General features: G+C 59.3%; 32 protein-coding genes and 1 pseudogene. 19 read left to right on the top strand and 14 right to left on the bottom strand.

What is annotated here, in order from left to right:
• The first annotated feature begins 1 nt into the window (after position 1).
• The 10 genes from ACXJKO_RS12395 (at position 2) to ACXJKO_RS12440 (ending at position 6,375) form a co-directional block, all read left to right on the top strand.
• Positions 2–394 (top strand): phage baseplate assembly protein domain-containing protein, encoded by a 393-nt coding sequence (locus ACXJKO_RS12395; protein WP_457091401.1) that lies wholly within the window; start codon positions 2–4, stop codon positions 392–394.
• A complete protein-coding gene (locus ACXJKO_RS12400) occupies positions 394–657 on the top strand; it encodes a PAAR domain-containing protein (protein WP_457091402.1) in 264 nt (87 codons plus the stop codon). The genes ACXJKO_RS12395 and ACXJKO_RS12400 overlap by 1 nt, the downstream gene beginning before the upstream one ends.
• 10 nt (positions 658–667) lie before the next feature.
• Positions 668–1,177, top strand: coding sequence for a phage GP46 family protein (locus tag ACXJKO_RS12405; RefSeq protein ID WP_457091403.1), 510 nt, complete (start codon positions 668–670; stop codon positions 1,175–1,177).
• Complete coding sequence (locus tag ACXJKO_RS12410) at positions 1,174–2,262, top strand: baseplate J/gp47 family protein (protein WP_457091404.1); 1,089 nt, start codon at positions 1,174–1,176, stop codon at positions 2,260–2,262. The genes ACXJKO_RS12405 and ACXJKO_RS12410 overlap by 4 nt, the downstream gene beginning before the upstream one ends.
• A gap of 11 nt (positions 2,263–2,273) precedes the next feature.
• On the top strand, positions 2,274–2,972 hold the full coding sequence (locus tag ACXJKO_RS12415; RefSeq protein WP_457091405.1) for a putative phage tail protein: 699 nt from the start codon (positions 2,274–2,276) through the stop codon (positions 2,970–2,972).
• The gene (locus tag ACXJKO_RS12420; protein ID WP_457091406.1) at positions 2,972–3,823 is read left to right on the top strand and encodes a glycine-rich domain-containing protein; all 852 of its coding nucleotides are present in this window, start codon (positions 2,972–2,974) and stop codon (positions 3,821–3,823) included. The genes ACXJKO_RS12415 and ACXJKO_RS12420 overlap by 1 nt, the downstream gene beginning before the upstream one ends.
• Positions 3,824–4,303 (top strand): hypothetical protein, encoded by a 480-nt coding sequence (locus ACXJKO_RS12425; protein WP_457091407.1) that lies wholly within the window; start codon positions 3,824–3,826, stop codon positions 4,301–4,303.
• A gap of 65 nt (positions 4,304–4,368) precedes the next feature.
• Entirely contained in the window at positions 4,369–4,749 is a 381-nt protein-coding gene (locus ACXJKO_RS12430; RefSeq protein WP_457091408.1) for a hypothetical protein, read from the top strand.
• Between the two features lies 1 nt (position 4,750).
• On the top strand, positions 4,751–4,993 hold the full coding sequence (locus ACXJKO_RS12435; RefSeq protein WP_457091409.1) for a hypothetical protein: 243 nt from the start codon (positions 4,751–4,753) through the stop codon (positions 4,991–4,993).
• A 2-nt stretch (positions 4,994–4,995) separates the two neighbouring features.
• On the top strand, positions 4,996–6,375 hold the full coding sequence (locus tag ACXJKO_RS12440; RefSeq protein ID WP_457091410.1) for an SGNH/GDSL hydrolase family protein: 1,380 nt from the start codon (positions 4,996–4,998) through the stop codon (positions 6,373–6,375).
• 25 nt (positions 6,376–6,400) lie between these two features.
• Here ACXJKO_RS12440 and ACXJKO_RS12445 read toward each other — a convergent pair whose 3' ends face one another.
• From ACXJKO_RS12445 to ACXJKO_RS12465, 5 genes are all read right to left on the bottom strand, one after another.
• Positions 6,401–7,231: a hypothetical protein gene (locus tag ACXJKO_RS12445; RefSeq protein ID WP_457091411.1), complete on the bottom strand. Its 831-nt coding sequence runs from the start codon at positions 7,229–7,231 to the stop codon at positions 6,401–6,403.
• Between the two features lie 129 nt (positions 7,232–7,360).
• On the bottom strand, positions 7,361–7,621 hold the full coding sequence (locus ACXJKO_RS12450; RefSeq protein WP_457091412.1) for a hypothetical protein: 261 nt from the start codon (positions 7,619–7,621) through the stop codon (positions 7,361–7,363).
• A 434-nt stretch (positions 7,622–8,055) separates the two neighbouring features.
• Entirely contained in the window at positions 8,056–8,883 is an 828-nt protein-coding gene (locus tag ACXJKO_RS12455; protein ID WP_457091413.1) for a hypothetical protein, read from the bottom strand.
• Between the two features lie 56 nt (positions 8,884–8,939).
• Complete coding sequence (locus ACXJKO_RS12460) at positions 8,940–9,191, bottom strand: hypothetical protein (RefSeq protein ID WP_457091414.1); 252 nt, start codon at positions 9,189–9,191, stop codon at positions 8,940–8,942.
• A 1,314-nt stretch (positions 9,192–10,505) separates the two neighbouring features.
• A complete protein-coding gene (locus ACXJKO_RS12465; RefSeq protein ID WP_457091415.1) occupies positions 10,506–10,748 on the bottom strand; it encodes a hypothetical protein in 243 nt (80 codons plus the stop codon).
• Between the two features lie 142 nt (positions 10,749–10,890).
• Between ACXJKO_RS12465 and ACXJKO_RS12470 the strand changes: the two genes are divergently transcribed.
• From ACXJKO_RS12470 to ACXJKO_RS12485, 4 genes are read left to right on the top strand one after another with little or no spacing between them, the layout of a single operon-like run.
• Complete coding sequence (locus ACXJKO_RS12470) at positions 10,891–11,646, top strand: lysozyme (protein ID WP_457091416.1); 756 nt, start codon at positions 10,891–10,893, stop codon at positions 11,644–11,646.
• Entirely contained in the window at positions 11,643–12,065 is a 423-nt protein-coding gene (locus tag ACXJKO_RS12475; protein WP_457091417.1) for a hypothetical protein, read from the top strand. Before ACXJKO_RS12470 ends, ACXJKO_RS12475 begins: the two co-directional genes overlap by 4 nt.
• 2 nt (positions 12,066–12,067) lie before the next feature.
• The gene (locus tag ACXJKO_RS12480) at positions 12,068–12,538 is read left to right on the top strand and encodes a hypothetical protein (RefSeq protein ID WP_457091418.1); all 471 of its coding nucleotides are present in this window, start codon (positions 12,068–12,070) and stop codon (positions 12,536–12,538) included.
• Entirely contained in the window at positions 12,535–12,885 is a 351-nt protein-coding gene (locus ACXJKO_RS12485) for a hypothetical protein (protein ID WP_457091419.1), read from the top strand. Before ACXJKO_RS12480 ends, ACXJKO_RS12485 begins: the two co-directional genes overlap by 4 nt.
• A gap of 5 nt (positions 12,886–12,890) precedes the next feature.
• On the opposite strand, the gene ACXJKO_RS12490 is transcribed toward ACXJKO_RS12485, so the two are convergent.
• The 3 genes from ACXJKO_RS12490 to ACXJKO_RS12500 form a co-directional block, all read right to left on the bottom strand.
• Complete coding sequence (locus tag ACXJKO_RS12490; protein ID WP_457091420.1) at positions 12,891–13,238, bottom strand: hypothetical protein; 348 nt, start codon at positions 13,236–13,238, stop codon at positions 12,891–12,893.
• 13 nt (positions 13,239–13,251) lie between these two features.
• Entirely contained in the window at positions 13,252–13,425 is a 174-nt protein-coding gene (locus ACXJKO_RS12495; RefSeq protein ID WP_457091421.1) for a hypothetical protein, read from the bottom strand.
• Positions 13,426–13,823: 398 nt separating this feature from the next.
• Positions 13,824–14,087 (bottom strand): DUF7696 family protein, encoded by a 264-nt coding sequence (locus ACXJKO_RS12500; RefSeq protein ID WP_457091422.1) that lies wholly within the window; start codon positions 14,085–14,087, stop codon positions 13,824–13,826.
• A gap of 237 nt (positions 14,088–14,324) precedes the next feature.
• Here ACXJKO_RS12500 and ACXJKO_RS12505 point away from each other — a divergent pair, with 237 nt between their 5' ends.
• Entirely contained in the window at positions 14,325–15,389 is a 1,065-nt protein-coding gene (locus ACXJKO_RS12505) for a hypothetical protein (protein ID WP_457091423.1), read from the top strand.
• A 38-nt stretch (positions 15,390–15,427) separates the two neighbouring features.
• Here ACXJKO_RS12505 and ACXJKO_RS12510 read toward each other — a convergent pair whose 3' ends face one another.
• The 3 genes from ACXJKO_RS12510 to ACXJKO_RS12520 all read right to left on the bottom strand — a co-directional run bounded on the left by ACXJKO_RS12510 (position 15,428) and on the right by ACXJKO_RS12520 (position 16,756).
• On the bottom strand, positions 15,428–15,760 hold the full coding sequence (locus tag ACXJKO_RS12510; RefSeq protein WP_457091424.1) for a hypothetical protein: 333 nt from the start codon (positions 15,758–15,760) through the stop codon (positions 15,428–15,430).
• A 185-nt stretch (positions 15,761–15,945) separates the two neighbouring features.
• Positions 15,946–16,317, bottom strand: a complete 372-nt coding sequence (locus ACXJKO_RS12515; RefSeq protein WP_457091425.1) for a tyrosine-type recombinase/integrase — start codon at positions 16,315–16,317, stop codon at positions 15,946–15,948.
• Entirely contained in the window at positions 16,310–16,756 is a 447-nt protein-coding gene (locus tag ACXJKO_RS12520; RefSeq protein ID WP_457091432.1) for a carbonic anhydrase, read from the bottom strand. Before ACXJKO_RS12520 ends, ACXJKO_RS12515 begins: the two co-directional genes overlap by 8 nt.
• A gap of 358 nt (positions 16,757–17,114) precedes the next feature.
• On the opposite strand from ACXJKO_RS12520, the pseudogene ACXJKO_RS12525 reads away from it, so the two are divergent.
• Both ACXJKO_RS12525 and ACXJKO_RS12530 read left to right on the top strand, forming a co-directional pair.
• Positions 17,115–17,375 (top strand): annotated as a pseudogene (locus ACXJKO_RS12525) (DUF2252 family protein).
• Positions 17,362–17,652: a sodium-independent anion transporter gene (locus ACXJKO_RS12530; protein ID WP_457091426.1), complete on the top strand. Its 291-nt coding sequence runs from the start codon at positions 17,362–17,364 to the stop codon at positions 17,650–17,652. Before ACXJKO_RS12525 ends, ACXJKO_RS12530 begins: the two are co-directional and overlap by 14 nt.
• Positions 17,653–17,813: 161 nt before the next feature.
• On the opposite strand, the gene ACXJKO_RS12535 is transcribed toward ACXJKO_RS12530, so the two are convergent.
• The 3 genes from ACXJKO_RS12535 to ACXJKO_RS12545 all read right to left on the bottom strand — a co-directional run bounded on the left by ACXJKO_RS12535 (position 17,814) and on the right by ACXJKO_RS12545 (position 20,045).
• On the bottom strand, positions 17,814–18,803 hold the full coding sequence (locus ACXJKO_RS12535) for a magnesium transporter CorA family protein (protein ID WP_457091427.1): 990 nt from the start codon (positions 18,801–18,803) through the stop codon (positions 17,814–17,816).
• A 202-nt stretch (positions 18,804–19,005) separates the two neighbouring features.
• Positions 19,006–19,341 carry a hypothetical protein gene (locus tag ACXJKO_RS12540; RefSeq protein WP_457091428.1) on the bottom strand — a complete coding sequence of 112 codons (336 nt, stop codon included), beginning with the start codon at positions 19,339–19,341 and terminating at the stop codon, positions 19,006–19,008.
• Positions 19,338–20,045, bottom strand: a complete 708-nt coding sequence (locus tag ACXJKO_RS12545; RefSeq protein ID WP_457091429.1) for an amino acid ABC transporter substrate-binding protein — start codon at positions 20,043–20,045, stop codon at positions 19,338–19,340. Before ACXJKO_RS12545 ends, ACXJKO_RS12540 begins: the two co-directional genes overlap by 4 nt.
• 1,216 nt (positions 20,046–21,261) lie before the next feature.
• On the opposite strand from ACXJKO_RS12545, the gene ACXJKO_RS12550 reads away from it, so the two are divergent.
• Together ACXJKO_RS12550 and ACXJKO_RS12555 are read left to right on the top strand one after the other, a co-directional pair.
• A complete protein-coding gene (locus ACXJKO_RS12550) occupies positions 21,262–22,776 on the top strand; it encodes a tetratricopeptide repeat protein (RefSeq protein ID WP_457091430.1) in 1,515 nt (504 codons plus the stop codon).
• 140 nt (positions 22,777–22,916) lie between these two features.
• On the top strand, positions 22,917–23,837 hold the full coding sequence (locus ACXJKO_RS12555) for a phosphatidylglycerol lysyltransferase domain-containing protein (protein WP_457091431.1): 921 nt from the start codon (positions 22,917–22,919) through the stop codon (positions 23,835–23,837).
• Positions 23,838–24,075 lie beyond the last annotated feature (238 nt).

Below are 24,075 nucleotides of genomic sequence, written 5' to 3' on the forward strand. Positions count from 1 at the left end.
TATGATGTACGACCTATTCCGCACTGAGCTGCGCGAAACACAGGACGACGGCGACCAGCAGACCGTCACTCTCTACGGCGTTAGCGGTGAGGAGCTGACGAAGGTTCATCGGGTCCAGCACTTCGGGCTCTCCTCGGCTGCGCCTGTCGGGTCCCATGGCATTGGTATGGCCCTCCACGGCCGGCGCGATCTCGTCGTGGCTCTGGGCATGGAGAATGCACAGTACCGGCCCCGCACCACCGCGCCGGGCGGCACGGTGCTCTACGATGCCTTCGGCTCGGCAGTCTCACTGGTGCAGTCCAACCTGCGCATCGTGCACAGCCAGAAAGTCGAGATGGTCTGCAACGGCGCCACCATCGTGATGGAGGGCGGGAAAGTGAAGATCAATTCCTGATGCCGAAAGTCGCTCGCCTCGGTGATTCCTCCTCGCATGGCGGGGTTGTCATCTCGTCGGCTTCCAAGACAGAAGCCGATGGCATCCTGATCGCCCGTGTGGATGATCTCCATTCCTGCCCGATCCCCGGTCATGGGGTCACGCCAATCCTCACCGGCTCTCCGAACCTTGAAGTTGAGGGCAAGCCCGCCGCCCGAGTGGGTTCCGTCTGCGGCTGCGGCGCCGTGATCTCCGCCGGCTCACCGAACTTCGAGTGCTCCTGAAAGGGCATCCATGCTCGCGATCAAACCTCTGTCCACGGCAGACCGCGCGGTCCTGCCGCCCGATGTCGTGATCATCGACGGCACGACGGGCGATTTCGTGCTCGACGCGGCCACCGGCCTGCGGGCCCGGAACCCCATCGCCACGGCGATTGCTCTGTGCCTGCTGACTGATGCACGCGCCTCTCAAGATGAACTGCGCCACGAGCATGCGGGCGATGCGCGCGGCTGGCCTGGCGATGGCTTCGATGTCGATGCCTCGCGTGGCGAGACCGAACTCGGCTCCAAGCTCTGGCTGTATCGGCGCCATGAACTCACTGACGAAACGGGCAGGGCGGTGGAGGACGAAGCCCGGCGCGCGCTCCAGACACTCATTCGCCAAGGCCTCGCCTCGCGCATCGACGTGAAGGCAACAGTGCAGAAGGCCGAAGGCCGCATCGCTCTTGAGGTGGCGGTGATCGGTCGTGGTGGCCGCAACACCACACATGTCCGCTTCGATCCTCTCTGGAAGCTCATCGCATGACCTTTGTCGTTCCCAAGCTCTCCGACCTGTCGCAGCGGGTGCGCCTGATCATTGCCGAGGCGACAGAAGGCGCAATTACCGATCTCTGGCCGAACCTGAATGTCATCCTGGCCAAGATCCTCGCACTGGTCGGTAAGGAATGGCACCTCCGGGTGAAGTTCCTCTACCGGCAGCTGTTCGCCTCTACGGCGGATGAAGTCTGGCTGGTGCGTCATGGCTTTGAACTCGGTATCACACGCATTCCGGCGAAGGTCGCCACGGGATTTGCTTTGGTGGATGTGCCAGTTGGGACGGTTGTGCCCTACGGCGTCACATTCCGACGCGCAGATGGCGCGCTGTTTCGGACGCGCACGAGCGGGGTCGGAACGGGTGTCGGCACCAGCTTGGAGTTCGAGGCGGTCGTCGCCGGGGCCCTCGGCAACACTGACGCCGGGCAGACGTTGAACCTAGTCGACACGGGAGTGGTCACCGGTCTCGGTGATGCGGCAACCGTTTCCGTTGGCGGCTTCGGCGGCGGTGCCAATGTCGAGCCAATCGAGACGTTGCGCCAGCGTATTCTGGACCGTAAGCGCAACCCGCCGCAGGGCGGCTCGGGCCCGGACTGGGTTCGGTGGACCAAGGAAAGCTCGGGCGCCATCTCTCGCGTGTTCGTTGATAGCTTCATTGGCGATAGCCGCGAGGTGTGGATCAGCTTCCTGAGATCGGATCGCCCCAATGGTATCCCCACGCCATCCGATGTGGCCGCAGTGCAAGCCTACCTTAGCGACCCGATCCGTCGCCCGGTTACGGCGCGGGTGTCGGTGGTCGCGCCGATCCCGCAGCCCGTGGCGATTCACATCGCAGGCCTGTCGCCTAATACGCCGGCAATCCGGGCCGCCATTGAGGCCGAACTCGCGGCCATGTTCGTAGATTTGAGCGCCCCAGCCATGCCGTCCGCCTACTTCACGCTGTCGCGCTCCTGGATCTCCGAGGCGATCTCGCGCGCCACCGGCGAGCGCCGCCATGTGCTGATCACCCCGGCCACCGATCTGACCTATCCCGCAGCGGCCAACATGCCGGTGTTGGGGCCGATCTCCTACTCATAAGCGAGGGCCTTATGGCAATTCCTGACGGTTGGCCCTGCGCGCTCCTGCCGGCCACCCCGCCCTCGGTGGCGGACCGGCTGGGCGAGCCGACTGCTGCTGACCTCCTGCCCCAGGTGATCGCGGAAGTCCCGCGCGGTCCGATCTGGGGCACAGACGAAGTCAGTGACGGCACCGGCGCCTCTCCTATCATGCGCCGGTATTGGACGGCCGTCGCAGGCTGGCTGGCTGACCATTACAAGACAGCCTTCGAAGCGGCGACCCAAGCCTTCCCATCCGCCATCACATATTCGCTCGACGATTGGGAGGCGGAATACGGTCTGCCGGATCCCTGCACGTCTCCTGCCTCCGGTGACACGGGCCGCATCAATGCGGTGCGGGCGCGCTTCGGTGCGCAGGGTGGCGCGAGCCCGGCATATTTCATCTGCCTCGCTGCCTCCGTCGGCTACGACATCACCATCACCGAGCCGGACGATTTCATTTGCAGCGTCTCGGAATGCGGTGGTGACGACACGGTGGTGGCAGCGAACGGCCACCACGAGTGGATCGTCCATCTGATCAACACCGGCGACATCTGGTTCTACGCCGGTGAGGGCATCACGGGCGAGACCCCGCTCGGCGGCTTCGTCGCCGCGACTGACCTCGAATGCATGCTGCGGCGCGTCGCGCCTGCGCACACAACCCTCATCTTTGATTATTCTGGAGTGGCCTGATGAAATACCACCAGCCGTACGGATCGAGCGATCCGGATGAATCTTATGTCAATCGCGATCTGGCGTCGGGCATCCAGGGCTCGCGCGTGCCGGCCAAGGCCGTTGAGCAGCCAATGCGGGAGATCGTGGCCGCGATTACCGCCGCTGGGCTCACGCCGTCTGATGTCGATCTGGGTCAATTGCCCCAGGCCATCCCGCTGCTCGCGCCGGGGCGTCTCATGGACGTCAGGATCTTCACCGCGTCCGGCACCTACACGCCGACGCCTGGCACGAAGGCGGTGCTGGTTGAAGTTCAAGGCGGAGGTGGCGCCGGCGGCGGCACGCAGTCAACGTCAAGCGGATCCTTTGCGGCGGCTGGCACGGGCGGTGCCGCAGGAGGCTTTGCGGCGAGCTATCTGACAAGCGGGTTCTCCGGGGTCTCTGTGACCGTTGGCGCGGGCGGCACGGGCGTGACAGGTGGTAACGGCAACAACGGCGGCAATTCTGCCTTTGGGGCGCTCCTGTCGGCGACAGGCGGCCCCGGCGGCGGTGTCGGGACAAACGTTTCGGTGTCCAATGCCGCGCAACCCGTCGGAGGTGTCGTGGGCGGCGTCGGCACGGGCGGCAATCTGATCAATGCGCAGGGCGGGCTCGGACGCTATGCGCTCCTGGCCTCAAGCCCCCTCAGCGGCGAGGGCGGGTCGAGCTACTTCGGCGCAGGGGCTTACTATCGCAGCAGCACATCAGGCGGCCTTGCGGCCGTCACACCAGGGTCGGGTGGTTCGGGCGCGTCGTCGCTGTCGGGCAACCCTTCGGGCGTCATCGGCGGCCCGGGCGCGGCAGGCATCGTGAGAATTTGGGAGTTCGCATAAATGGCGAAAGCAGCACTGATTGTTTCCGGCGGCATCGTGCTCGATGCCATCCTCGTGCCCGATGAGGCAAGCGTGATCGGCAACGGTGCCCGCCTCGCGTGGAGCGAGGGCGATGCGAGCGACGGCCTGGACGCGCCCGAGGGCGCGACGTTCGTCCTGGACGAACATGCGGGCATCGGCTGGGCATGGAGCGGTACAGGCTTTGAGGCTCCTCTGGTTGAGGTGCCCCCGGCCGCGCCGCAGCGGCGATTTAGCTTCCTCGAGTTCATGGACCTCTTCACGGAAGAAGAGCAGATGACCCTCGTCGAGGCTTCGATGACACTGCCCGCCGTGAAGCTCTGGTACGACAAGGCCCTTGGCGCGCAATACATCGACCTTGATGATCCGCGCACCGAGCCTGGCCTGCAAAAGCTCGTCGATGAAAACCTGATCTCGACGGAGCGCAAAGCGACCGTGATGGTGGGGCAGGCCCCCGCCTAGAGTCTCTCATCATTCAAGCCACAAGCACCCGCTTTCGAGCGGGATTTTTTGTGCCTGGAGCCCCCATGAAGACCCTCAACTTCAACACCAAGGCGGTGTGGAGCGCGCCGGTGCGCGTGGCCGATGCCGACGGCTCGGCCTATGGCGTGCCCGTGGTTCTCACCGGCTCCCGGCTCAAGCTGTCGTGCATGGACGCGAAGGGCACGCCGCTCGGCGAGGCGCGCACGGATGACGGCTCGATCGTCATTGTCGATCCAGCGCCGACGGTCGCCAATCAGCCCGAGCCGAACCTTCTCATCACGCTGAGGTCGGAGGACCGGCTTTCCTTCATTGGTAGTCTCACGCAGCCGGTCAGCATCATGGGCGATCTCTACCGCAGCATGGACGGGTCCGAGCCGTCCGAATGGGTCTGTCGCCTTCCTATCACTCTCTATCCCGGAGCTTGAGATGCCCGTTGTTCAACCGACCGGCACGCGGCTGGTCACTGCCTTTACGCCAGGTGTTCAAGGCCCACTGCCGGAGCACGAGGTCGACGGTGTCCGCATTCGCTTCAAGCAAGCGGACGGCACTTGGGGCGAGTGGGTCGCTTTCGACCAGACCGAAGAGATTGCCGCGCCGATGATCCAGATGGCGACGGCTTACGCCAACCAATCCACCCGCATCATTCAGCTTATCACCGGGCAGATCTGACCATGACGATTCAACAGGATATCGCCGCGCTCACCGCGAGCGTGGACGCGATGACGGCTGCCGTGGTGGAGGACGCCACGACGCGCCAACAGTCCGTGCAAGCGGCTCAGCAGGCGGCTGAAGAGGCCGCTACACAGGCGACCAGTGCGGCCGAGACTGTTGTGGCCGAGGCAATGGAGAACCTTGGCTCCGCTCCCATCACCCTCGGATCAGTACAGAGAGAACTGGGGGAAGTTGTGAGTGCGGCACTTGCGGGCAGGATTGCTCCTGTTGCTAATAAGGCTCAACTAGGCAAGAGCCTGTCTTCTGGCTCAGCGCAGACGTTCTATTCCCGCACAGCCCATTATGTGCAAGCGGCAGCCCATTCGCTGCGTCTGACGTGGAGCAATCGCTATCTAGACACAGGGGGTGAGACCACGCCGCCCGACAGCATCACGATCAAGGGGAGTTTGTACGCGAACGGCACCTTGTATCAGGTTACCTTCAACGGGCAGAGTACGGTTACTATTGCTCCTGGGGCTGAGGCGACATGCGATCCAATCCCGGTCAAAGTAGCGAACAACACACTTGTTTACTCAGGCGTCTATGTCACCGTTGATACGCTCGGCAAAAAGTGGCCGCTGGCGGGTTGGCTGACGACGACTATTGGCGAGGGGACGGCTGCGACAGATCAGACAGGAACGGCAGTGCCCTCTGGTCTAACTTCGGCTAATGGCTTTGTCGCGTCGCGGATTGAGGGTGTTCTGTTCGACCCAATGTTGCCGGTCTTCGGTATTCTCGGCTCGTCATCCGGCGAAGGGCAGGGCGACGGCGGCCCTATCGATCCTGAATATGAATATGGTTATCTGGCCCGCGCCTTGTCCGCTGCGGATGCCACCTTCGTGAACGTCTCGCGGGGCGGCTACACATTGAGCGGGTTTGGCTCTAACAGCCGCTTCCGCCGAGAGACCTTGCAAAACGTCTCTCATGTGATCTTGCAGCTTGGCCCGAACGACCTGACGGGCGGGGCCGATCTGGCGACCATGCAGAGCCGCTTCCAGACAGCCTGCAATATCATCGCTGGCATGGGCAAGAAGGTCATTGCTGTGACTCATCCTCCTTCTGGCGTGTCCGGCACCTTCACGACGCTCGGAGGGCAGACGCCACACGCCAACGACGCAGTTCGTATAGCGTTCAATGCCTGGATGAAAACACTGCCCCATGCCGACATGGCGGCCGTTTGGGATATTAACGCGCTCGTTGAGGAACCGACCTCTCCCGGCAAATATCGGGTAGACAGCTTTGCGTGGACCTCGGACGGAACGCATCTTACGCAAGCGGCGCATACGGCTGTGGCCGCTGCGCTGGTGTCAACGATCAAAGCGGTCACGTCGCAGTTTTAGAACCAGCTACCGCCCGAAGCTATTCTTAGAGCCCAAGGATGTCGAAAGCCTTCTGTGCGAAACGGCGGTTCGCGTCTCGGCATTCTTCCAATGCATCAGGATATCTAATTGCGAGATTGGCAAAGCGTTGCCAATCAAGTGGATCGCAGAGCGGTACGGCGTGCTTGAGCCCGTAAAACTTCGAAGAACTAGGAAATGCTACGACGCGCTTTCCCATCAATGTCGCCCAATATGCGCCGTGAAAGCTATCCGTCAGAAGCAAGTCGATAGACTGAATGAAAGCTATCACCTCTGAAAATGCCGCAGCATTTGTAAGTCGTGGCACATCGGTGGGAAGCTTAGGGAAGTAGTCCTCAAGTGTCTCGGCGTCGTGGTGAATGTAGAGGCCRACCTCTTGAGTCGGTGCCCCAGGATTATTGAGAGCTTCATGCATACAGGAAACACATGGAACCCACTCCAATGGAGTGTCCGCATCACGTATACCTGCAAGGTCGAACGGGAAAGGCGAAAGATCAACTGAGGCTTTGAGCTTGCGCCAGTCGCCAATTTGCCACGCGTTGTGCCCAGCCCCCCAGAGCACAGTTTTCGCCGTTGGACTTTTGTTTTCGAAAGCGTAACGGAGAGCTGGCTCGAAAAAGTCGATTCCTAACAGCCCGCCGCCGCCAATAATAATGGCGCGAGCGCTACTAAGGCTTTTGATCCAGTCAAGTTTTGCTGCGAGAGAGCCGCTCTCACTCTCACGGTATCCTAAGATATCGAGCTGAGGCACGCCTTTAAATTCTGGAAAATAGATAGCGGGGGCGCAATATAGATCGCCGACATTTGTTGTATTTGTTYGGTGCAGATTGATAATCATTAGCAATTTCTGGCTTCAACGGAACTGGTCGGCTGATAGGTGCATAAAGATGGCCCCAACATTCTGCTGCCGTGAGGAAGGATCATTAGTATCCAACATCTCTTGAGCATACAGATGTTGTTGCCGATTTTAATGAATATTCGAATTAGGGCTGACTTTACCAAAGCTATAAAATGATACGCCTGATGGGTTTTTCCCCTGGCCAGGGCGCGACCACTTGATGACTTCGCCTAGATCTACTTTATCTTCCCACTCATAGGTGGATAAATCGGACCCGACTGGGAACACGGCTGTGCATTCGATTTCCCTGCCGTCCTCGGCCACCCAAAAAGTCGTTCCAAAAGTTTGCGCAGCCTCGGCACTGTAAAGGGCAATCCACCTATCAGACATTTAGAACTCCATGAACAGCTAGCCGAGGCGCTGGCAAAACACGGATATTTTGCCATCCCTCGATAGTAGGGGCTCTCACGGAGTCAATGCATAAGGGCGCACGACCCCGCCGAGAGCCGGGGCTTGGAGGGATCTCTACCTACGCTGATGTGGCCTATGGAGCCGGTTGGAGCTTTACCTACACATTGATGAACGGGGGAGCCGACATGGCAGCAGTTACCACGATCACTGATGGCGCCTTCGAGGCTATCCCCGCTGGGACGGGCGGGGTTGCTGTTGTCAAATGGGACTGGCTCCGGCTGAAGGTTAGTGCCTCTGCTGGAGCCGCCACTGCCACACATCGCGGGTTCGTTCACTTGATCCCGGTTGGCAGCTGACGTCCTTTTGAAACTAGCGTCGAAATGGTCAGTCAGAGCCCGCACAAGACGATGAGATCAGGAGAGAAGGTTAAACGCCTGGTCGGCAAATACGTTGTTCGTTTCTTGGCATTCTGAGTACGCCTCTGGATAGGTCATAGCCATCCGCTCGAACTTCATCCAGTCCACCGGAGTGCAGAGCGGTGCCGGGTACTTCGTATCATAGAATTTGGATGAACTCGGGAAGGCAATGACCTTACGCTCAAGTAGGGTAGCCCAATACATTCCGTGATAGCTGTCCGTCAGTAGAAGCTTGGTTGACCCGATAAACTCAATAGCCTCCTCGAACGTAGAGTCATTTGAGAGGATCTCGATGTCACTCGGCAGCTTCTTTCGGAAACTCTCATTCTTCAACGTGCCCGTATGGACGTAGAGGCCAATCTCACGTTTGAGAGCATGCCGCTTCTCAAGCAGCGGGCTCATACAGCTTACGCACGGGACCCAAGCATAAGGCTGATTGAAGTCTCTGACGCCGATCAGGTCAAAGGGATAGTGATTCAGATCGAGTGGAAACTTGAGTGTTCGCCAATCATTGACCTGCCAATCATTATGCCCAGCACCCCACAAAACAACCTTCTGCTCCGGTCGCTTATTTTCGAACAGGTACTTAAGGGCAGGTTCAAAGAAGCTGATGTGAAGCAGGCCGCCTCCGCCCACAACAAAGCCTTTCGCTTCGGCAAAAGTTTCTTTCCATCTCTTCCGATCCTCCACTAATGGCGTCTCAGAGGACCGCCATCCGAGGATATCCGCCGATGAAAATCCGCCCTGGTTCGAATAGTAATTCGCAGGGGCACAGACGAGATCGCCAACATTCTTGGTGTTTAGTCGGTGTAAGTTGATGAGCATACAGATATATTCCTACGATAGGAGTTGTATTATCAAGTGCAAATATTTTGGTGAGGCTAGCCCTGTAGCAGTTCTTCAAAGTCATCAGGGACTTCACCATATTTTGCGATAACTTCGATACTGCTCATCTCACCAGTTTCATCGTCTGCAATGACCTTCATTGCCGCGCTTCCAGTTTTACGTTGTGCGGTGCTCTCGGCAGAACGAATAGCTTGTTGTTCGGTCTTAAACTGGGCCCTTACAGTCGGAACTAGCCTCTTTCGATGAATTTCGAATGTCTGCACGATATACGAAGTCTGCGATGCCATTTGGGTACCCTCAAGCCTGAATCGGGGGTTTAGCACAGCTGAAAGATGGTCAAAAGGCTGTAGCGCTTTTGCTGATCGCCGCATTCAGTCTCGGATCGAAGGCCCAAGTTTCGCAAGGCCGTTTGCCAAGTACGAGAGTAACTAAAATAGGTTTCAACTGAGGTCGTCGGGCTGCTATAGACGCGTGATCTATGGCATCCCACGTCGTTCGACCTTCCAGCTCTCAGGCCAGTAGCCAGCCCACTCGGTCAAACCGATGGCCAAAGCTCCGAGCACGACGATTGAGTAAAAGATGATCACTTTGTGGGAGTGCCGACCGCGTGAGAACTGCCAGAGGGACAAGGTGAGGCGAGTAAACGGGTCCATGGCCCGCTATAGCATGAAAACGCCCCAGCCGATGGCTCTCCGGTAGCACCGGCCAGGGCGCCCGTGGCTTCAAACAAGGGAATGCTCTCGCCACGGCATGAACCCTATGCTGTCGCGGGGGCCTTACAACATCGACAAGGTCGATATCGTCTTAGCTTGCGGACTAGCCCAAATGAAAACGCCCCGGCTAGGAGGAGTTTGCGGATCCTCAGCCAGGGCGCTCGCCAAAAGCATTGGGGGCTAATGGCTCGATACTGATATCAAGCTTAGGCATAGAGTCAAACGCCCCAGCCGAGGACCTGGCGAGTACTCAGCCGAGGCGTCTGCGGTTCTTGAGGAAACCCGCGCGCTGAATGCTAGGCGGAGCGCGTGAACCGGCCATGAATGGGAAATAAAAGCGCCCCGGCCGACCGGAGTTTGCAATTCCTCAGCCAGGGCGCCCGCCAAAGCCTGTCGGCTAATGGCTCTGTAAGGATAGCGAACTGTTTCTGAGAGTCAAAACGCCCCAGCCGAGAGTTTAGGCGGAAACTCAGCCAGGGCGTCATGCGGTGGGTAGACACCGCGGAATGAGCGTATCGGCCAACGTTGCTCACCCGTCAATATGACTGCTGATTGATGGTTAAAAATGAAAACGCCCCAGCTGACGCTCTTCCGGATCATCAGCCAGGGCGCTCTGCGATGCCGGTTGCAACACCGCATTATGTCGGGCTCATCGTCCCGGTGAAGTCATCTTGATCTGACACCGTAAAGAATTCGTAGCCGCTCCGGGAGGGCGGCTTTTTTCATGGGCTGCTAGAGAAGAAGCCCCGGCTGCGGAATCTGGGTCAGAGAAACTCAGCCGGGGCAGTTGGGCCCTCAGGGCGGACCACGCCTCAAAATTCCCGATCAACCGTGGCTATATTATGGATGCCTGAATGCCCACAGCAGGACAGCTTCGCGACGTAGCCCCTAGCACGCTTCAGGCGCTTCGGATTGAGCATCCTCACTACCAATTTTGCAGCTCTGAAGATCAAGGCGATACACATTGGAATCTTGAACAGCGATCAGTCCGTTCAGCGAGCCACCTGGATTGCTGAACTTCCTCATCCACTCACGATGCTGCGGGCGCGTCTCTTCAGCGTTGGCGGATGACGTGGCGGCAAAAAGAACAGCCGATCCGATAAGGACGCAGGCAAACAAGCGTCTGTGCATGTGATCTCCGTCTGATTCGATAGCGAATGAGATGCGTACATATCAGCCTGGGCCCCAAACGAACCTTTAACCGGCGAGCCCAGTCACTCACGAGTTGGTGACTGCGGATCCAACAACTGCCACTCCACATCACGAGGACTCTATGACCACCGACACATTCGGGCGGGCGCTTTCGCTCGGCTGGACTACCGTCGATTACGACGTCGCCCTGGAGATTGCCTCCCATGAGGCCATCATCCGGCAGGCCTATAAGGATAGCGAGGACGTGTGGACTTGGAGCGTGGGTCTCACCAGCGCAACCGGCCACAATGTGACGCGCTATATCGGCAAGCCTCAAACGCTAGAGCATTGCCTCGCCGTCTATGCCTGGGCCTTGGAGAAATATGCCAAGGAAGTGCTTGAGGCATTCAAGGGGCATGCTCTCACCAAAGAGCAGTTCACGGGGGCTCTCTCGTTCCACTGGAATACCGGGGCCATCAAGCGCGCATCCTGGGTGAAGCTTTGGAAAGCCGGTAGCATTGCTGCCGCCCGTAAAGCCTTCATGGACTGGAACAAGCCTGCCTCGATCATTGAACGCCGGGAGAAGGAGCGTGACCTGTTCTTCTCCGGTAAATGGTCCAATGACGGGACGATGACCGAGTACACGCGCCTCACCTCGAAGAGCACTCCGGACTGGTCGAGCGCCAAGCGCATCAACGTCAGGAAGGAGCTGGCGGCTGCCGTGGCACCGGYATTCAACTCGATCCAGCCTGAGCCTGTGCCCAGCCCTGTTCCTGCCCCGGCGCCTGTCCCACCACCTCCTGACATCGAACCCGTTCCGGTTCCCGTCTCGCAGCCCGCCGCTTCAGGCGGGTTTTTCTTTGCCCTCGCCAATCTGCTGAAAAGGATCTTCGCATGAACCCGCTTGTCTTCCTGGAGCTTGCCGGCCGCATCACCGATCGGCTCGTGCAGAGTCCTTCTGTGCCTGTCACGCCGACAGCCAGGCCGGTCGTTGTCGAGGCGGTCAAGGAAGCGATTGCCGCCGATCCCGTCCTCAAGAACGAGTTGAACGCGGAGAACCCCATTCAAAGCCGCGTGCTGTGGGGCAACTTCATCGCTGGTATCGGTGCTCTGCCGACAGCCATCATAGGGCTCCTGCCTATCCTCGTCGTGCTTGGCGTTATCGATCAGGGGCAGGCCGATATCGTCCGCGACGGCATCAACTCCGCGGTTCAAGGGGTCGGCGGCTTGGTCGCGATCGGAGGCGTGGTCTATTCAGCCTATGGCCGGCTGGCATCGGGCCTCAAGCCTCTCTTCAGTCGGAAGGCAGGGGCCTGAGCATGCCGCACCGGATCGTACTTCGCATAGGGCAGGGGATTGCAGAGCATTTCCCTGTCCGGGTGTCCGAGTGGATCATGCTCGTCCCTCTCATGGGATGGGCCTGGACGCTCCTGCTGGACCCTCAGACCTTCGACAAGTCCACCTCGTTTGCCGAGATGTCGCGATGGGCTGACGAAGTCACATGGTCATGGGTCTGCTTCGTGGCTGCCTTTCTGCGGCTCGCCGCCCTCGTGGTCAACGGCACCTTCAAAGCCCGCTTCCCCTATTCGCCGCACTTCCGCGGCCTCGCCTCCCTGGTGATCTGTATCTTCTGGGGGCAGATCACGCTCGGCATTCTGGTCTCGGTCGCGAACAACGGCGGCGTCATGACGGGCTTCTGGGCTTATCTCGGCTTCATGATGCTGGAGACCTGGAACTTCCTCCGCGCCTGGATGGATGTTGGAGCAGTAAGGGCGGCACGTTCCAAATGATCGACTTCACCTCGCCGAACACAGTAGCCTTCCTGCAATTTCTCGGTTTGGGGTTCTTGGGCATCGTCGCCGCGTTCGGCCATTGGTTCGGCAAGCGCAGGGATGCGCCTCCGCCATCCTCGAAGGATGTCTTCATTCCATCGCTTAGCATCGCTGATAATCAGGTGATCGCCGATGCAACGGGGACGCTAAAGGAAGCGAACCAGCACATGAGGGACAGGAACAATCTCGATCGGGAGATGCTCTTTCACATGAAGCTACAGACCGAGCACCTCGAGGACATGAAGCACTGTCTTCAGAGCCTGAGCGAGTTGCTGCGCGCTCCCCGACCGAAGAGACGGAGCTAAGGCTCTTAGGTCGCCTTCTTCGCCTCCCACTTGGCATATAGCGGCTCAGGCTCCCGTCCATTGTTTACGTCGACGCAGAACCGCCCGACACGCTCCTGCCATTCCGGCAGATGGGGGAGGCAGTACATGGCGTTGGGGTGCAGCTTGTAAGCTGGAAAGGCATCAGGCTTGTCGCACTCCCAATCCCGCGTCAGGCGATCAACGGCCTGATAGACAGGGTAGGTCTCTCCGAGCTTCTCAATCAGTTGTGCCTTGTCGAACTGGCCCTGCCGCTGGCACTTGATGCACTCTACGACGAGCTTGGGTAACGGGTAGTGTCTGAGCTGGAATGTCTGGTCGAATTGCTGTGCCATGGTCGCTCTCGGATCAGCGTCGTGGCGGCATAGGAAGGTCCTTGTAGGTCACCCCCAAGGCTGCATCCCGAACGGTATCAGCTTTCACACCATAAAGCCGGCCGATCTTCGTCCATTCCCGCTCGCCTACAGCATAGCGCAGGCGAATATCGAGCACCTGCTCGACTGTGAGCTTTGGCTTGCCCATAACCTTCCCGACTCGATAAGAACGAATAGGGAACATGTCAGAGGATGGGACAGGAGTCGAACTCCTGTGCGGGATCGTTGTGAAGAGTGGGGATAAGTGCTTGTCACTCGCTGGCGGCGTGGCCTCAATCTAGACCTGCTCTTCCACCAGGAAGCAGGGCAAAAGAAAAGCGCCTGCGCGGCGCTTCTAAAGTTGCGGCCGTAGGGGCAGATCTCGACCGGATCGGTAGTCTGGCATAGGAATGGCCCCGCCGATATAGGTCCTTTGTCCCACCACTTCAGGGTAGTCATGTGCCGATTGCGGCAGCCCATAGGAATCAAATACTGCTCGATTCGCCGTAGGGGCAACTACGGGCCGGGAGGGCCGCGCACATGGTCAAAGATCGGGCGCGGCCCTTTTTATTTGGCGCTTCGGGCGGCTTGCAGGCGCTCCATAGTGGCCTTGATCTCCTCAGCTGACTTCAGGCCCCTAAGAGCGATCACGCCACGATCAACAGTCTTCCCGTTCTCATCCTTCCGGCCATTGAAGAACCTCTCTCGTTCTTCCTTCGACATTTTCAGGACGGTACGGGCTTCGGTCTCGATCCGCCATTCCTCGGACCATGTGTTAACGGGCTGGCCGGCGAGCTCGGAAAGGGCGGCGGTATCGCGGGAATAGGTCATGAGGAAGAGCTAGGGGAGAGGTGCGGCCGAAGCTTTGTTATCAGCGTCAGGAACGAGGCTGGCAGCGGTGTACTCCGGATAGGCATCAATATGGTTGTCGTGGAGGGCGACAATGGTGTTTGAGCGCGTCAGGTACCGTAGTGAAGGAAAGCTTGTCCCGCATACATTCAAGCTACTTTTTCGGTGTCCATTTAGAAGGCAACTTTGCTAATAGTCTGCCCCGCACAGGGGGCATTTATGTTCAAGTCGAAAACTCTTTTCATAGTTGGCGCAGGAGCAAGCTATGAGGTTGGCCTGCCAATTGGGACAGGTCTAAAGCAGATGATTGCAAGCAGACTCGACTTCTATTTTGAAGGCAGAGAACTGTCCCACGGCGACGACGCAATAATGGGCGCTCTACGCCGACACATTTTCGATAATGAGCCAGACCCTAAGACTACTCCATATGTACTTGCAGGGAGAAATATTAGTGCTGCTTTGCCCCAGGCTATCTCGATAGATAATTTCTTGGATGCCCATCGAGACGATGCAAGGATTAATATTTGCGGAAAGCTCGGTATCGTTAGTTCAATATTGCAAGCAGAGCGCGAAAGTAAGCTCTACTTCGATATGTTCAATTCGGAGTCATTTCCGACTGAACTTGGTGGCGCATGGCACTCGCTATTCTTCCAGAGATTGACAGAGGGTGTGCCAAAAGCCGATCTTAACACAATATTTGATAATGTTTCTTTTATTACGTTCAATTATGATCGATGCATTGAGCATTTTTTATATAATGCCTTGAAGATTTATTACGGAATCGAAGAAGGACTCGCGTCCGAGATTATGTCGAGACTAAAGGTCTATCATCCGTACGGTCGAGTTGGGTATCTTCCTTGGCAAGAAGGCTATGTGCCTACCGTCCCATTTGGAGGCGACCGAGATAGGTATGATGATCTGCTCACCCTAGCAGGACAGATAAAGACCTTCACGGAGCAAATTGCAGATGGTGACGATCTCAGGGCCATTCGTCGCGAGGTTGAGGAGGCCGAGGTCATAATATTCTTAGGCTTCGCATATGCAGATCAGAATATGGAGTTACTTAAGCCAGCGAAGAGGTCACAGGCGCTGCGTGTCTTTGCAACCGCAAAAGGTATTTCAAAAAGCGACTGTGAGGTCGTCGAGGAACAGATTGCCGATTTGCTCTTCAGAGATCGTAATACGTTGCAAACCGGAGGGATTGACGATTTCAAATTTGAACTTAGAAATGATCTTACATGCTCAGAACTGTTTGTTGAGTATTGGCGGAGTATCACGCGCTGATGGGCCCCACCGAGCAGAGCGCTTAAGAAGCAACCTCCTTACCTCCTAGCCGTGAGAGGAGCGGGGACAGCTTCAACGCTCATGGAAGCGGTATTCCATTCCCTAGCCAAGTTGATGGCCGGGGCCTCCTTCAGCTTCACCGCATATTCGGCTACGTCCGACCAGTTCATGTTATTGGCGGCCCAATCCTGAGCGTTCCACGGGTCGTCCTCGAACAGGGGCAGAGTGTCCTCTGCTAGGCTGCGCTCAACGTCGTTGTCGAACTCATCCTTGTAGTTCTCGGCTCGGTCGCGGGCGATCACCTCAAGCGGGATACCCCATACCTCCCCATTCGACATTTCGAGGGTGAGGAATTTCGCGGTCTCAGCCATTCGCCATCCTCCCAGCAGAGAGAGGAGCGGGGAGATAACAGAGCGAAGCTATTTCAATACGATGGGACAGACTGAAAATCGCAGTGTCGGCGGTTCGACTCCGTCCCTGGGCACCATATATCCCTTTGAAATAACTGAGTTTTTTTGTTCATCAGTTGCAACTGCAACTGGATTAGACACGCAGGTTAGACAACTTGCGTGCCCAAGGGGTTGATCTTTTCCACCGCCCTTCGGACCGCCGAGCGCTTCTGAGCCCGCTCGGTATAGTGCTGCGCCATCGCAAGGGTCTTCTGGCCCAAGGCCCGGCGGATGTCGTCGAGGCTTGTGTCCGCTTCGGCCAGCATGTCGCCAACCGTATAGCGCAGCCCATGGATTGTCAGATCCCCGCCCACCTTGCCCTCTTGCTCCAGCCTGTTCTTGAAGCGGTCCCAGACCGAGTTGAAGCCACTCTCGGTCCAGGGCGTGCCGCGTGTGGTTGCCGCCACGGTTGATCCGTGGTGGGTCGGGGCGGCGTCGAGAACCACCTGCGCAGCCTCATGATGTGCAGCATCAAGCACGAATGTTTGGTTTGTAGTCGAGAGCAGAAACAAGAGGAAGGTCTACCTCGTGCCAGGACCCGACCTTCTTCTGTCGCCGACTCTTATTCCAGGAACGTGATGCGCCCGCTGGCGACGTCATGCATCGTCGCAACGATCTTGAGCACTTCCGGGCGACGAGATCTCGAAGGATCTGGCTGTTTTGCTGAAGGTGCTGGGCTGCCAACTTGGCGTCCGTGGTCGTCACTTGCCGCACGAAGTCCAGGTCCATCGAGCTGTGCTCGCCCCGGGGCGCTCCCGTTGGCCTCAACCGGCGGCTTAACGCGCTAGAGCATCTGGGTGAGCTTTCCGAGTTCCCTGTCATGATGACGCCTTTGACCGCGCCGCACTTGCTGTGGCCCAGCACGACGATCACTTCGCCCGGCGAGCTTGGTCGCGAACTTGGCGCTGCCGACGACATCGTCAACGTTGCCGGCTCATGCTAGTATCAACCCGCTGTCCCGAGCGTGTCCATTTCGACCGGAGGACGTCATGGCAGGGTTGGCTGGTGAGCAAGGGGCACTCAACAAGAGACAGCTTGTCACCCTGCCGGAAGTTTTGGGTGACAGGAACGTGTCCGGCAACCCTCARACGGATGCACTCGGCCAAGTCATCTCTCCCGATATGCGGACACAGGCCGGCAAGACTCTCCGGAAGGAGGTGCCCGCGCCAAGAACGCCAAGTGGAAGAAGGGACAGGGTCGTCCCGACCCCATCACGATCCTACAGGCAGCCGATCCCGAGCGGATCCCAGACTTGGTGCCGATCCGTTATGGTCGAATGTTGCAGTCACCCTTCGCCTTTTATCGCGGCTCAGCAGGGATCATGGCTGCGGATCTCGCCACGACACCGGCCATTGGGATCTAGGTTCAGGCCTGCGGGGAATGCCACCTGATAAACTTTGGCGGGTTCGCCACGCCCGAGCGCAACATCCTCTTCGACATCAATGATTTCGATGAGACCTTGCCGGCTCCCTGGGGAATGGGATGTCAAACGGCTATGCACCTCCTTCGTCCTCGCGGCGCTGATGGTGCAGTATAAGCCGCGTGTCATCGTCATGGACCTGAACAGGGTGCCAGACATCGAGTACTCTGCCCTTCAAATGATCGAGGAGGGCGAGAGATGCAGGACCGAACAGGGTGTCACGGTTTGGCTTGCTGGCCTTAATCCTGGTGTACTGGAGGTCATCCGGCACGCGGGCATGGACGTGCGGCTCGGTCGCGAGCGTTTGCTGTTCAGCGCACAGGTGGCAATTGAGCGCTACCTGAAATTGTCTCCCGAGCTCGCCGTCACTCCGGCAGTCACATCGAAGTCGTGATCCTTGGGAGATGGGGAGCATCCGGTTCAGCAGCACGAAGCGCCGAGGGTCCTCTCTAAAGCGTCGGACCGTTAAACGGACGCATACCCTGGCTGAGACTTCCCTTGACCTGCCTTGGCTGGGGCGTTCCATTTGAGTTCATGCCAACTTCAAGATCGGCTTCAGATCCAAGCCCTGCGCCTGGCGACGATCAACGCGCTCACGATGAACAGGGCTAAGCCCCCGACCACGGCCCAGAACCCGGGAACGCCCGTCTGGGTGTAGGGAGTTTCGAAGTTCATCCCGAAGATGCCCGCAACGGCGCCCACGACGCCCAGCATCAAGGCGATAAAGGTCAACCGGCGGACGAGGTCGTTCGTCGCCTCCGCGGTGCGGGTCGTAAACAGATCGAAGGAACCGTTGACCAACTCGCGGGCATGGTCAACCGCATCGACCGCCCGCTCGTAGCGCCGCTCCAGGGAGCGGTAATGTGCCGCCGTGTCGGACTCGACGACCTGGGCGAAGTCAGGACGGGAGAGCCCGTAGAACACGGGTCGCTGCACGGCGAGCAGATGCCGCAGTTCCGAGACCCGGCGCCGCGTGGCAACCACGCCGGCCAGGAGGCTCCTGCGGCCAGAGCCACTCAGCAGCGCCTCGTCGAGACGGTCGAGAAGCGCCTCGAGCTCCGTCACCGCCTCGAAGTAGGTGGTCAGGTGCCAGTCGAGGAGCGAAGCCGCCAGCGCTGGCGGGCTGAGCGCTCCAATCAGGGTTTCGCCCTTGTTCTGGTCGCGGAAGGCTTGCAGGAACGGGAGCTCACCCTCGTGCACGGTGATGATCCAGCGCGGTCCGACCAGAAATTCCAGATGCGCCGGGCGCCGCTTGGTGAGCGCCCGCTCGCCATTTCCTTCATCTGCGTCGGCAAGCCCGATGATGTCGAACTGAAAGTATTCGCCGTAATTGTCGAGGTAGAGCGCCTCCTGCGGGTTCAGCAGCTCCCGCAGCGAGCCCCGGTCGAGAGAGAAGAGGCCGACAAGCCGCTCCATCTCCCCGCGTTCGCGCCCCTGAACGTCGATCCACAGCAGGCTTCGTTCATTGAGCTCTGCGATGCAGTGCTCATCCAGTTGCACCTCCTGGTCATGGCCGTCGGCATCGTAGAGGAAGGCACGGATCAAGGGTCACCTGGAATTGGGCTATGTAGGACAAAACGCTGGTTCAAGCTAGGCAGTTCCAAGCACCGGATCGCTCCGGCCTCCTGGGCGCCGGTTCCAAGGGATCCGCCTTGATCGATTGCGAGAGTTCCAGCCAGCGCATCGTGCGGACCCAGAGGGGCGCGTCAACGAAAAGTGGATCCGGTTTTCCGCGCCGAACGATGCCCTAGTGCCCCTCCAGGAAGATGAAATTCTCCCAGCTTCGCATCCGCAGCAGGATGCGCCGCAGCAATCCCAGGTGATGCCAATGCTCTGTCAGAATTGCGACCTGCGCGGCCGCTCCAAGCGGGATCTGATAGGAGGATATGTCGTCGACCATGATGATTTCCGCCACGGCTCGATCATTGGCCGTGTTCGTGGCGAAGTCCTGGAGCACGCCGGTGGCCTGAAACTGGCCTGCCGCGATCACTCCCAGTATATTGCCGACCTTCGCCTGGAAGACCCGTCCCGGCACGGCGTCAAAGGCAACCTCGGCCTTGTCCCCGCTCGTGACCCGCTTCACTCCGCAAGCATTCCGAAGGTCCACGCTATGCTGAGAGCAGCGCTTGGATGCAACCCGATCTGATCGAACCACCGCGCGAAGACGTCGTATTGCGCACCGCTGCTGTAGATCCCGGCCAAGGCCTGGTTCACCGCCAAGCGGAATGCCCAGTCCCCGCGCGGTAGCGCGATGGCATACGGTTCAATCGACAAGTCGTCGGGCAGCAGTGCGAGGGCGTCGGGACGCTGCTTTTCGGCACCGACCAGCAGCAGCTTGTCGCTGGCATATCCATCGACCGCTCCCGATTCCAGCGCCGCAATGCCCTCCTCGCGGCTTCCCACTGCAACCAGGGTTGCGGCATCGAGCTTGAGCCGGCGAAGATGATCCGCCACCACGGGTTCGTTGCTGGTGCCCCCGATGACTGCAATCCTCTTTCCGTTCATTTCGGACAACGAGCGAAGGTCGGATTGCCGTCGGACGAGGACTGCGGTGGATTCCACGAAGACAAAGCTCGAGAAATACACCTCCTCGAAACGCCGCAGGGTGACCGTGCTCGATCCGCATTCCATATCGGCCTGGTTGTTCGCGATCGCGGAAAACCGCGTAGACACCGCGACCGGCACCCACTCGATCCTCAGGGTCTGGTCGAGGTGCCGTCCGATCGCATCGACGACGAGCCTGCACAGGTCGATCGTGTAGCCAACAGGCTTGTCTTTCTCTCTCACAAAGAAAACGGCGCTGCATCGCTCCGATAGGCGATCCGAACGACCTTCGTGTCCGTCATGGCCTTCAGGCGGCTGTCATTCGGGGGCTCATTCTGCGCAAACGATGGCGCTGCTAAGGCGCAGAAATAGAATAACAGAACCAATGTCCGCAACATGCCTTCCCCTCCCGATTTGGCTGGGCTTCGCACGCGGCCGAGATGGCAAAATTATAAGCCGGAGGTTCGCCGTCAACATTTTCCGGTGCTATGCTCGCTGATGGATGGTGGGGGCCTTCGCCCGCCGTTCCCGCAGTCCGCATTGACGGACCTAGCGCATTCGGACGCATGTTCGCAATCCTGGAGATCGAAACTCTCCGTCGCTGGTGCTGATTTTTGGTCTCATTCGGTCCGGGAGTGCTGCTGTGCGCGGCCGCCCGCAAGCTGACTTCTGCTTAGGGTCGAGCCTGTGTCAAAACGCGTACGGGCCGTGCCATGGAGCAATTTAATTTCCTGCGAACCCCAGTAGGCCGCGGAATCCCCGGTGCACGAGCGTGAACTTGTAAAAATCGTTCACCGAGGCTGAGCCTGTTTGAGTTTTGACACACTCTCGGTCAACAGGAGGAGCGGGCAAGACGTCTTAAAAATCCGCTGATCTTCAGTGACCAGACATTCGGTGATGCAACAGCATGCGGCGGGCGGCTTGAGAACTTGGCGCTGGAGGCCTTGCAGACTCCTGCGTAGGCGCTCGGCGAGGGCGAGGCCATCGACGTGAGATGGGGGTCAATGCCGACGTGGGTTGTCTGCATGGTCATTCGGGTGAGCCTCGGGGCGCGTGACGTTTGCGCAGTCCTTCGTGCCGCAGGCGGTCAAGGATTGCTCTGCGAATCCAATCGCTGCGCGTGAGCAGTTTATCGACGGCAGCGCTGTCGATTGCCCGAACAATATCCGTCGGGACGGGCAGCACGGGTCCGCGCCTTCAACTCTCGCATGGGTCGCATCATCGGAGGCGCTCCCGACTAGCCTTTCGATAGGGGAAATCCGCAACGACGACTGTGTTGGGCATTCGCCGTACTTCGCAATAGCCGAAGCGGATAGGCTTCCGCCTCTGGCGTTTCTTTGTCTTCCTGGGCCAATATCGAACTGCCGTCTTCGCGGTATCGACGCAAAGACCCTGCCCATCTCGCTGCAGCGAGGCGCGACAAAAAACGGAACTTTCCTGGATCATCCTAGGAGGTGGCATGATCGCGCGACCTACACAGACAAATCCGTCTCCCGCCACGGAGGCCGATGACCAAATTGCCTCTATCGGTGTCGATGCGCAGGCACCGGTTCCGGTACACGTAGACGCCGTTGCTGCACTGCGCAGGGCAGCAGAGGTCGTCAATCARATCACTCTGGAAACTATTCGGGAGAAACAGCCAGGGGACGACCAGCCTCCGCTCAACTTGGGTGCTCCGGCCCAACAGCGTAGCGACACAGATGCTCTGAGCTATTCCGAAGCTGCGTCAGCGGCCGTGTCAGGACCTACGCGCCTGAAGCTTGAGACCGCCCAGGAGCTTCGGGCGCTGTCACGGTTGGATGAGGCGGAGGCGTTGTACCTGAGCTTGCTGGCGGAGCAGCCAAAACTGGTGCGGGCGCTGACAGGACTCGGGCACATTGCGCGGGCGCGCGGCGAGCCCCGGCGGGCCTTGAAGTACTACCAGGCCGCTCTGGAGGTCGATCCGACCAGAGCCGACCTGAAGCTCAAGCTGGCCGCACAATTGCGCAAGCTGGCCCGCTTTCGAGAGGCGGAAGAGATGTATCGCACGGTCCTCGCGGAGGAGCCCGATCACGCCGAGGCCCGCGAGCGGCTCGGACGGCTGCCCAAGCCCCGGCGGTCCCGCCTGCCACCCTTCGAGATTTCCTGGCTGGAACGCGAGACCTTTACCCGCGCCGCCGAGTGGGGGCGGAATTTGGAGACCCTTGGCGGGCCACCGTTCGAGCTGAATCTCTTGGAGCTGGCGCAAGATCTGGCCCATGGCGCGGTGGAGGAGGTGAAGCGAGATTGCATTCTTCTGCGGCTGGACCAGAAGACCAAGCTGCTGCCGCTGGTGTCGGACCGGGAGGTCTACGAGCGGGTCGTCGCCCGGGAGGCGGCGGGCCTCAAGGCGGGCCATCTTCTGGGACCGGTGCTTGCGCCGCGTCAGGGAGCGTCAAAGAATGAAGTCACGATGGTGCGGAGCAAACACGAGTTCGTGTGGCGGCGAGAGACCGTATCTAAGATGATCGGATCATCGCTGCAAAGCCACCGCCGTAATATCCGGAAGCTCCTGAAAGCAGGCGTGCATGTGGAGGCCATTGGGCCAGAAAACCTGGATCGCGTGCTGGCCTGCAATGACCGCTGGTATGCCGCCATGAGAGCCAAAGGGGAGGCGACATACTACCGGGCTCGCACGATCTGGACCTTGGAAAACCTGACCGCGCTGGAGCCCTTGGGCGTGCGGCATCTGGCGGTGATGCTCGATGATGACGTGATCGGCTACAGCGTCGGCTGCCATCTCGGCGCATCATGGACTGCTTATGTTTATGGCAGAGGGGACCATGAGTACGATGTAGGTCCCTTGATCGTCCATGAGCGCGGCAAGTTGTATCCTGATCGAGATTGGATCAATGCGGGGGATGTCGGGCGCAGCCAAGGGCTTGCGGCTTTCAAGGAAAAGTTCACCACAGGGGCCGAAGACAAGCAGCTGATGTCAGGCTGGATCAAAGCGTAATCCATTCTGCGGCACCTTGCCTTATCGATCGAGCGCGGCGCAGCCTACAAGCTCAGCCCGGCTCATTCTATCAGCCAGGCTGTCGATGAGGTTCGGTCGCTCAATCGTAGATACGCCCGCACTCCTCGGATTGATAAACAATGGACATAGCGCAAACGCTGATTGGTCTGACGAACCTCGCGCCAGTCGGGATCGACGATGCGGAGGTTTTTCTCGCAGCGGCCGAACGCGCCCGGGTAAAGGCTTGGCTCTACTACTTCCCCTTGCTGTATCTCTACGGGCAGTTCCGAGCGCACGTGCTGGGCTGGGAGCGCTACGCCGGCTCAATTCTGGTCTACCAGATCCGCCGCAAGCAGGGCCGGCCACGCCTAGATCTGTACCTGCCTCCGTTTCCCTTCGATCCGGCCGCCCTGCGGCATGCGCTGCAGCGGATGCGGGACTTCAACGGCGACCGGTCGAGCCGAATCGTCTGGGTGCAGGAGAGTGATGCGCTGCCGGTCGCGCGGGCCGGTTTCGAGATTTTCTTCAAGGAGGAGGAGTTCATCTTCGACCGGGCAGCCGTCATGAGCCTGGAGGGGGCCGGCTTTAAAAAGCTGCGGCAAGAGTTGTCGAGGGCGCTCCGGCAGGGGCAGGTTGTCACGCGGCCCTACACGGCGGCGGATCAGCCCGCCTGTCTCGCTGTGTTGGAGGCTTGGCGGGAGCGGCTGATGGCCAATGGCATTGCGCCCAACGGCTACAGCTATACGGTCGCCTGCTTGGCCGTGGCTGAACGCTTTCCCTCATCGCTGCTCAACGGGATGGTGGTTGAGGTGGACGGGCAGGTGCGCGGCTTTGCCTTTTCGGGCTCGCTCACCCGCACCCTGGGGTGCAACTTCGTCCGCATCACCGACCTCAGCTACCGAGGGCTCTCCTATCTCCTGTGCTACCGGCTCATGGCCGAGTTCCCGGATCTGATCCGTTTCAACGACTCATCGGATACGGGCCGGCCCGGGCTGCGGCAGGCAAAACGAATGTTCAGACCGGTGGAAATGCATGGGCTCTACGGTGCCCGAGAGGGATGAAGCCCTGCGGCCAGCGGCTATGATGAAGCAGCCAAGCCAAGCGATGGGCCAAAAAGATCCGGCCATCGACTTCAATCTGCAAGTAGCCGTTCAGTGCCGGCATAGGCTCTGATTCCCTTCACGCCATTGCAGCCGACTTTCGACCGGATGTTGCTAGCCTCGGGATTGTAGTCGAGCAACCCGCGCGCTTAGCCGTCAAAGCGGCCTGCTTCTGGCCCGTACGCTGTGCATTGTTTTG

The organism is Microvirga sp. P5_D2 (genome assembly GCF_054049475.1).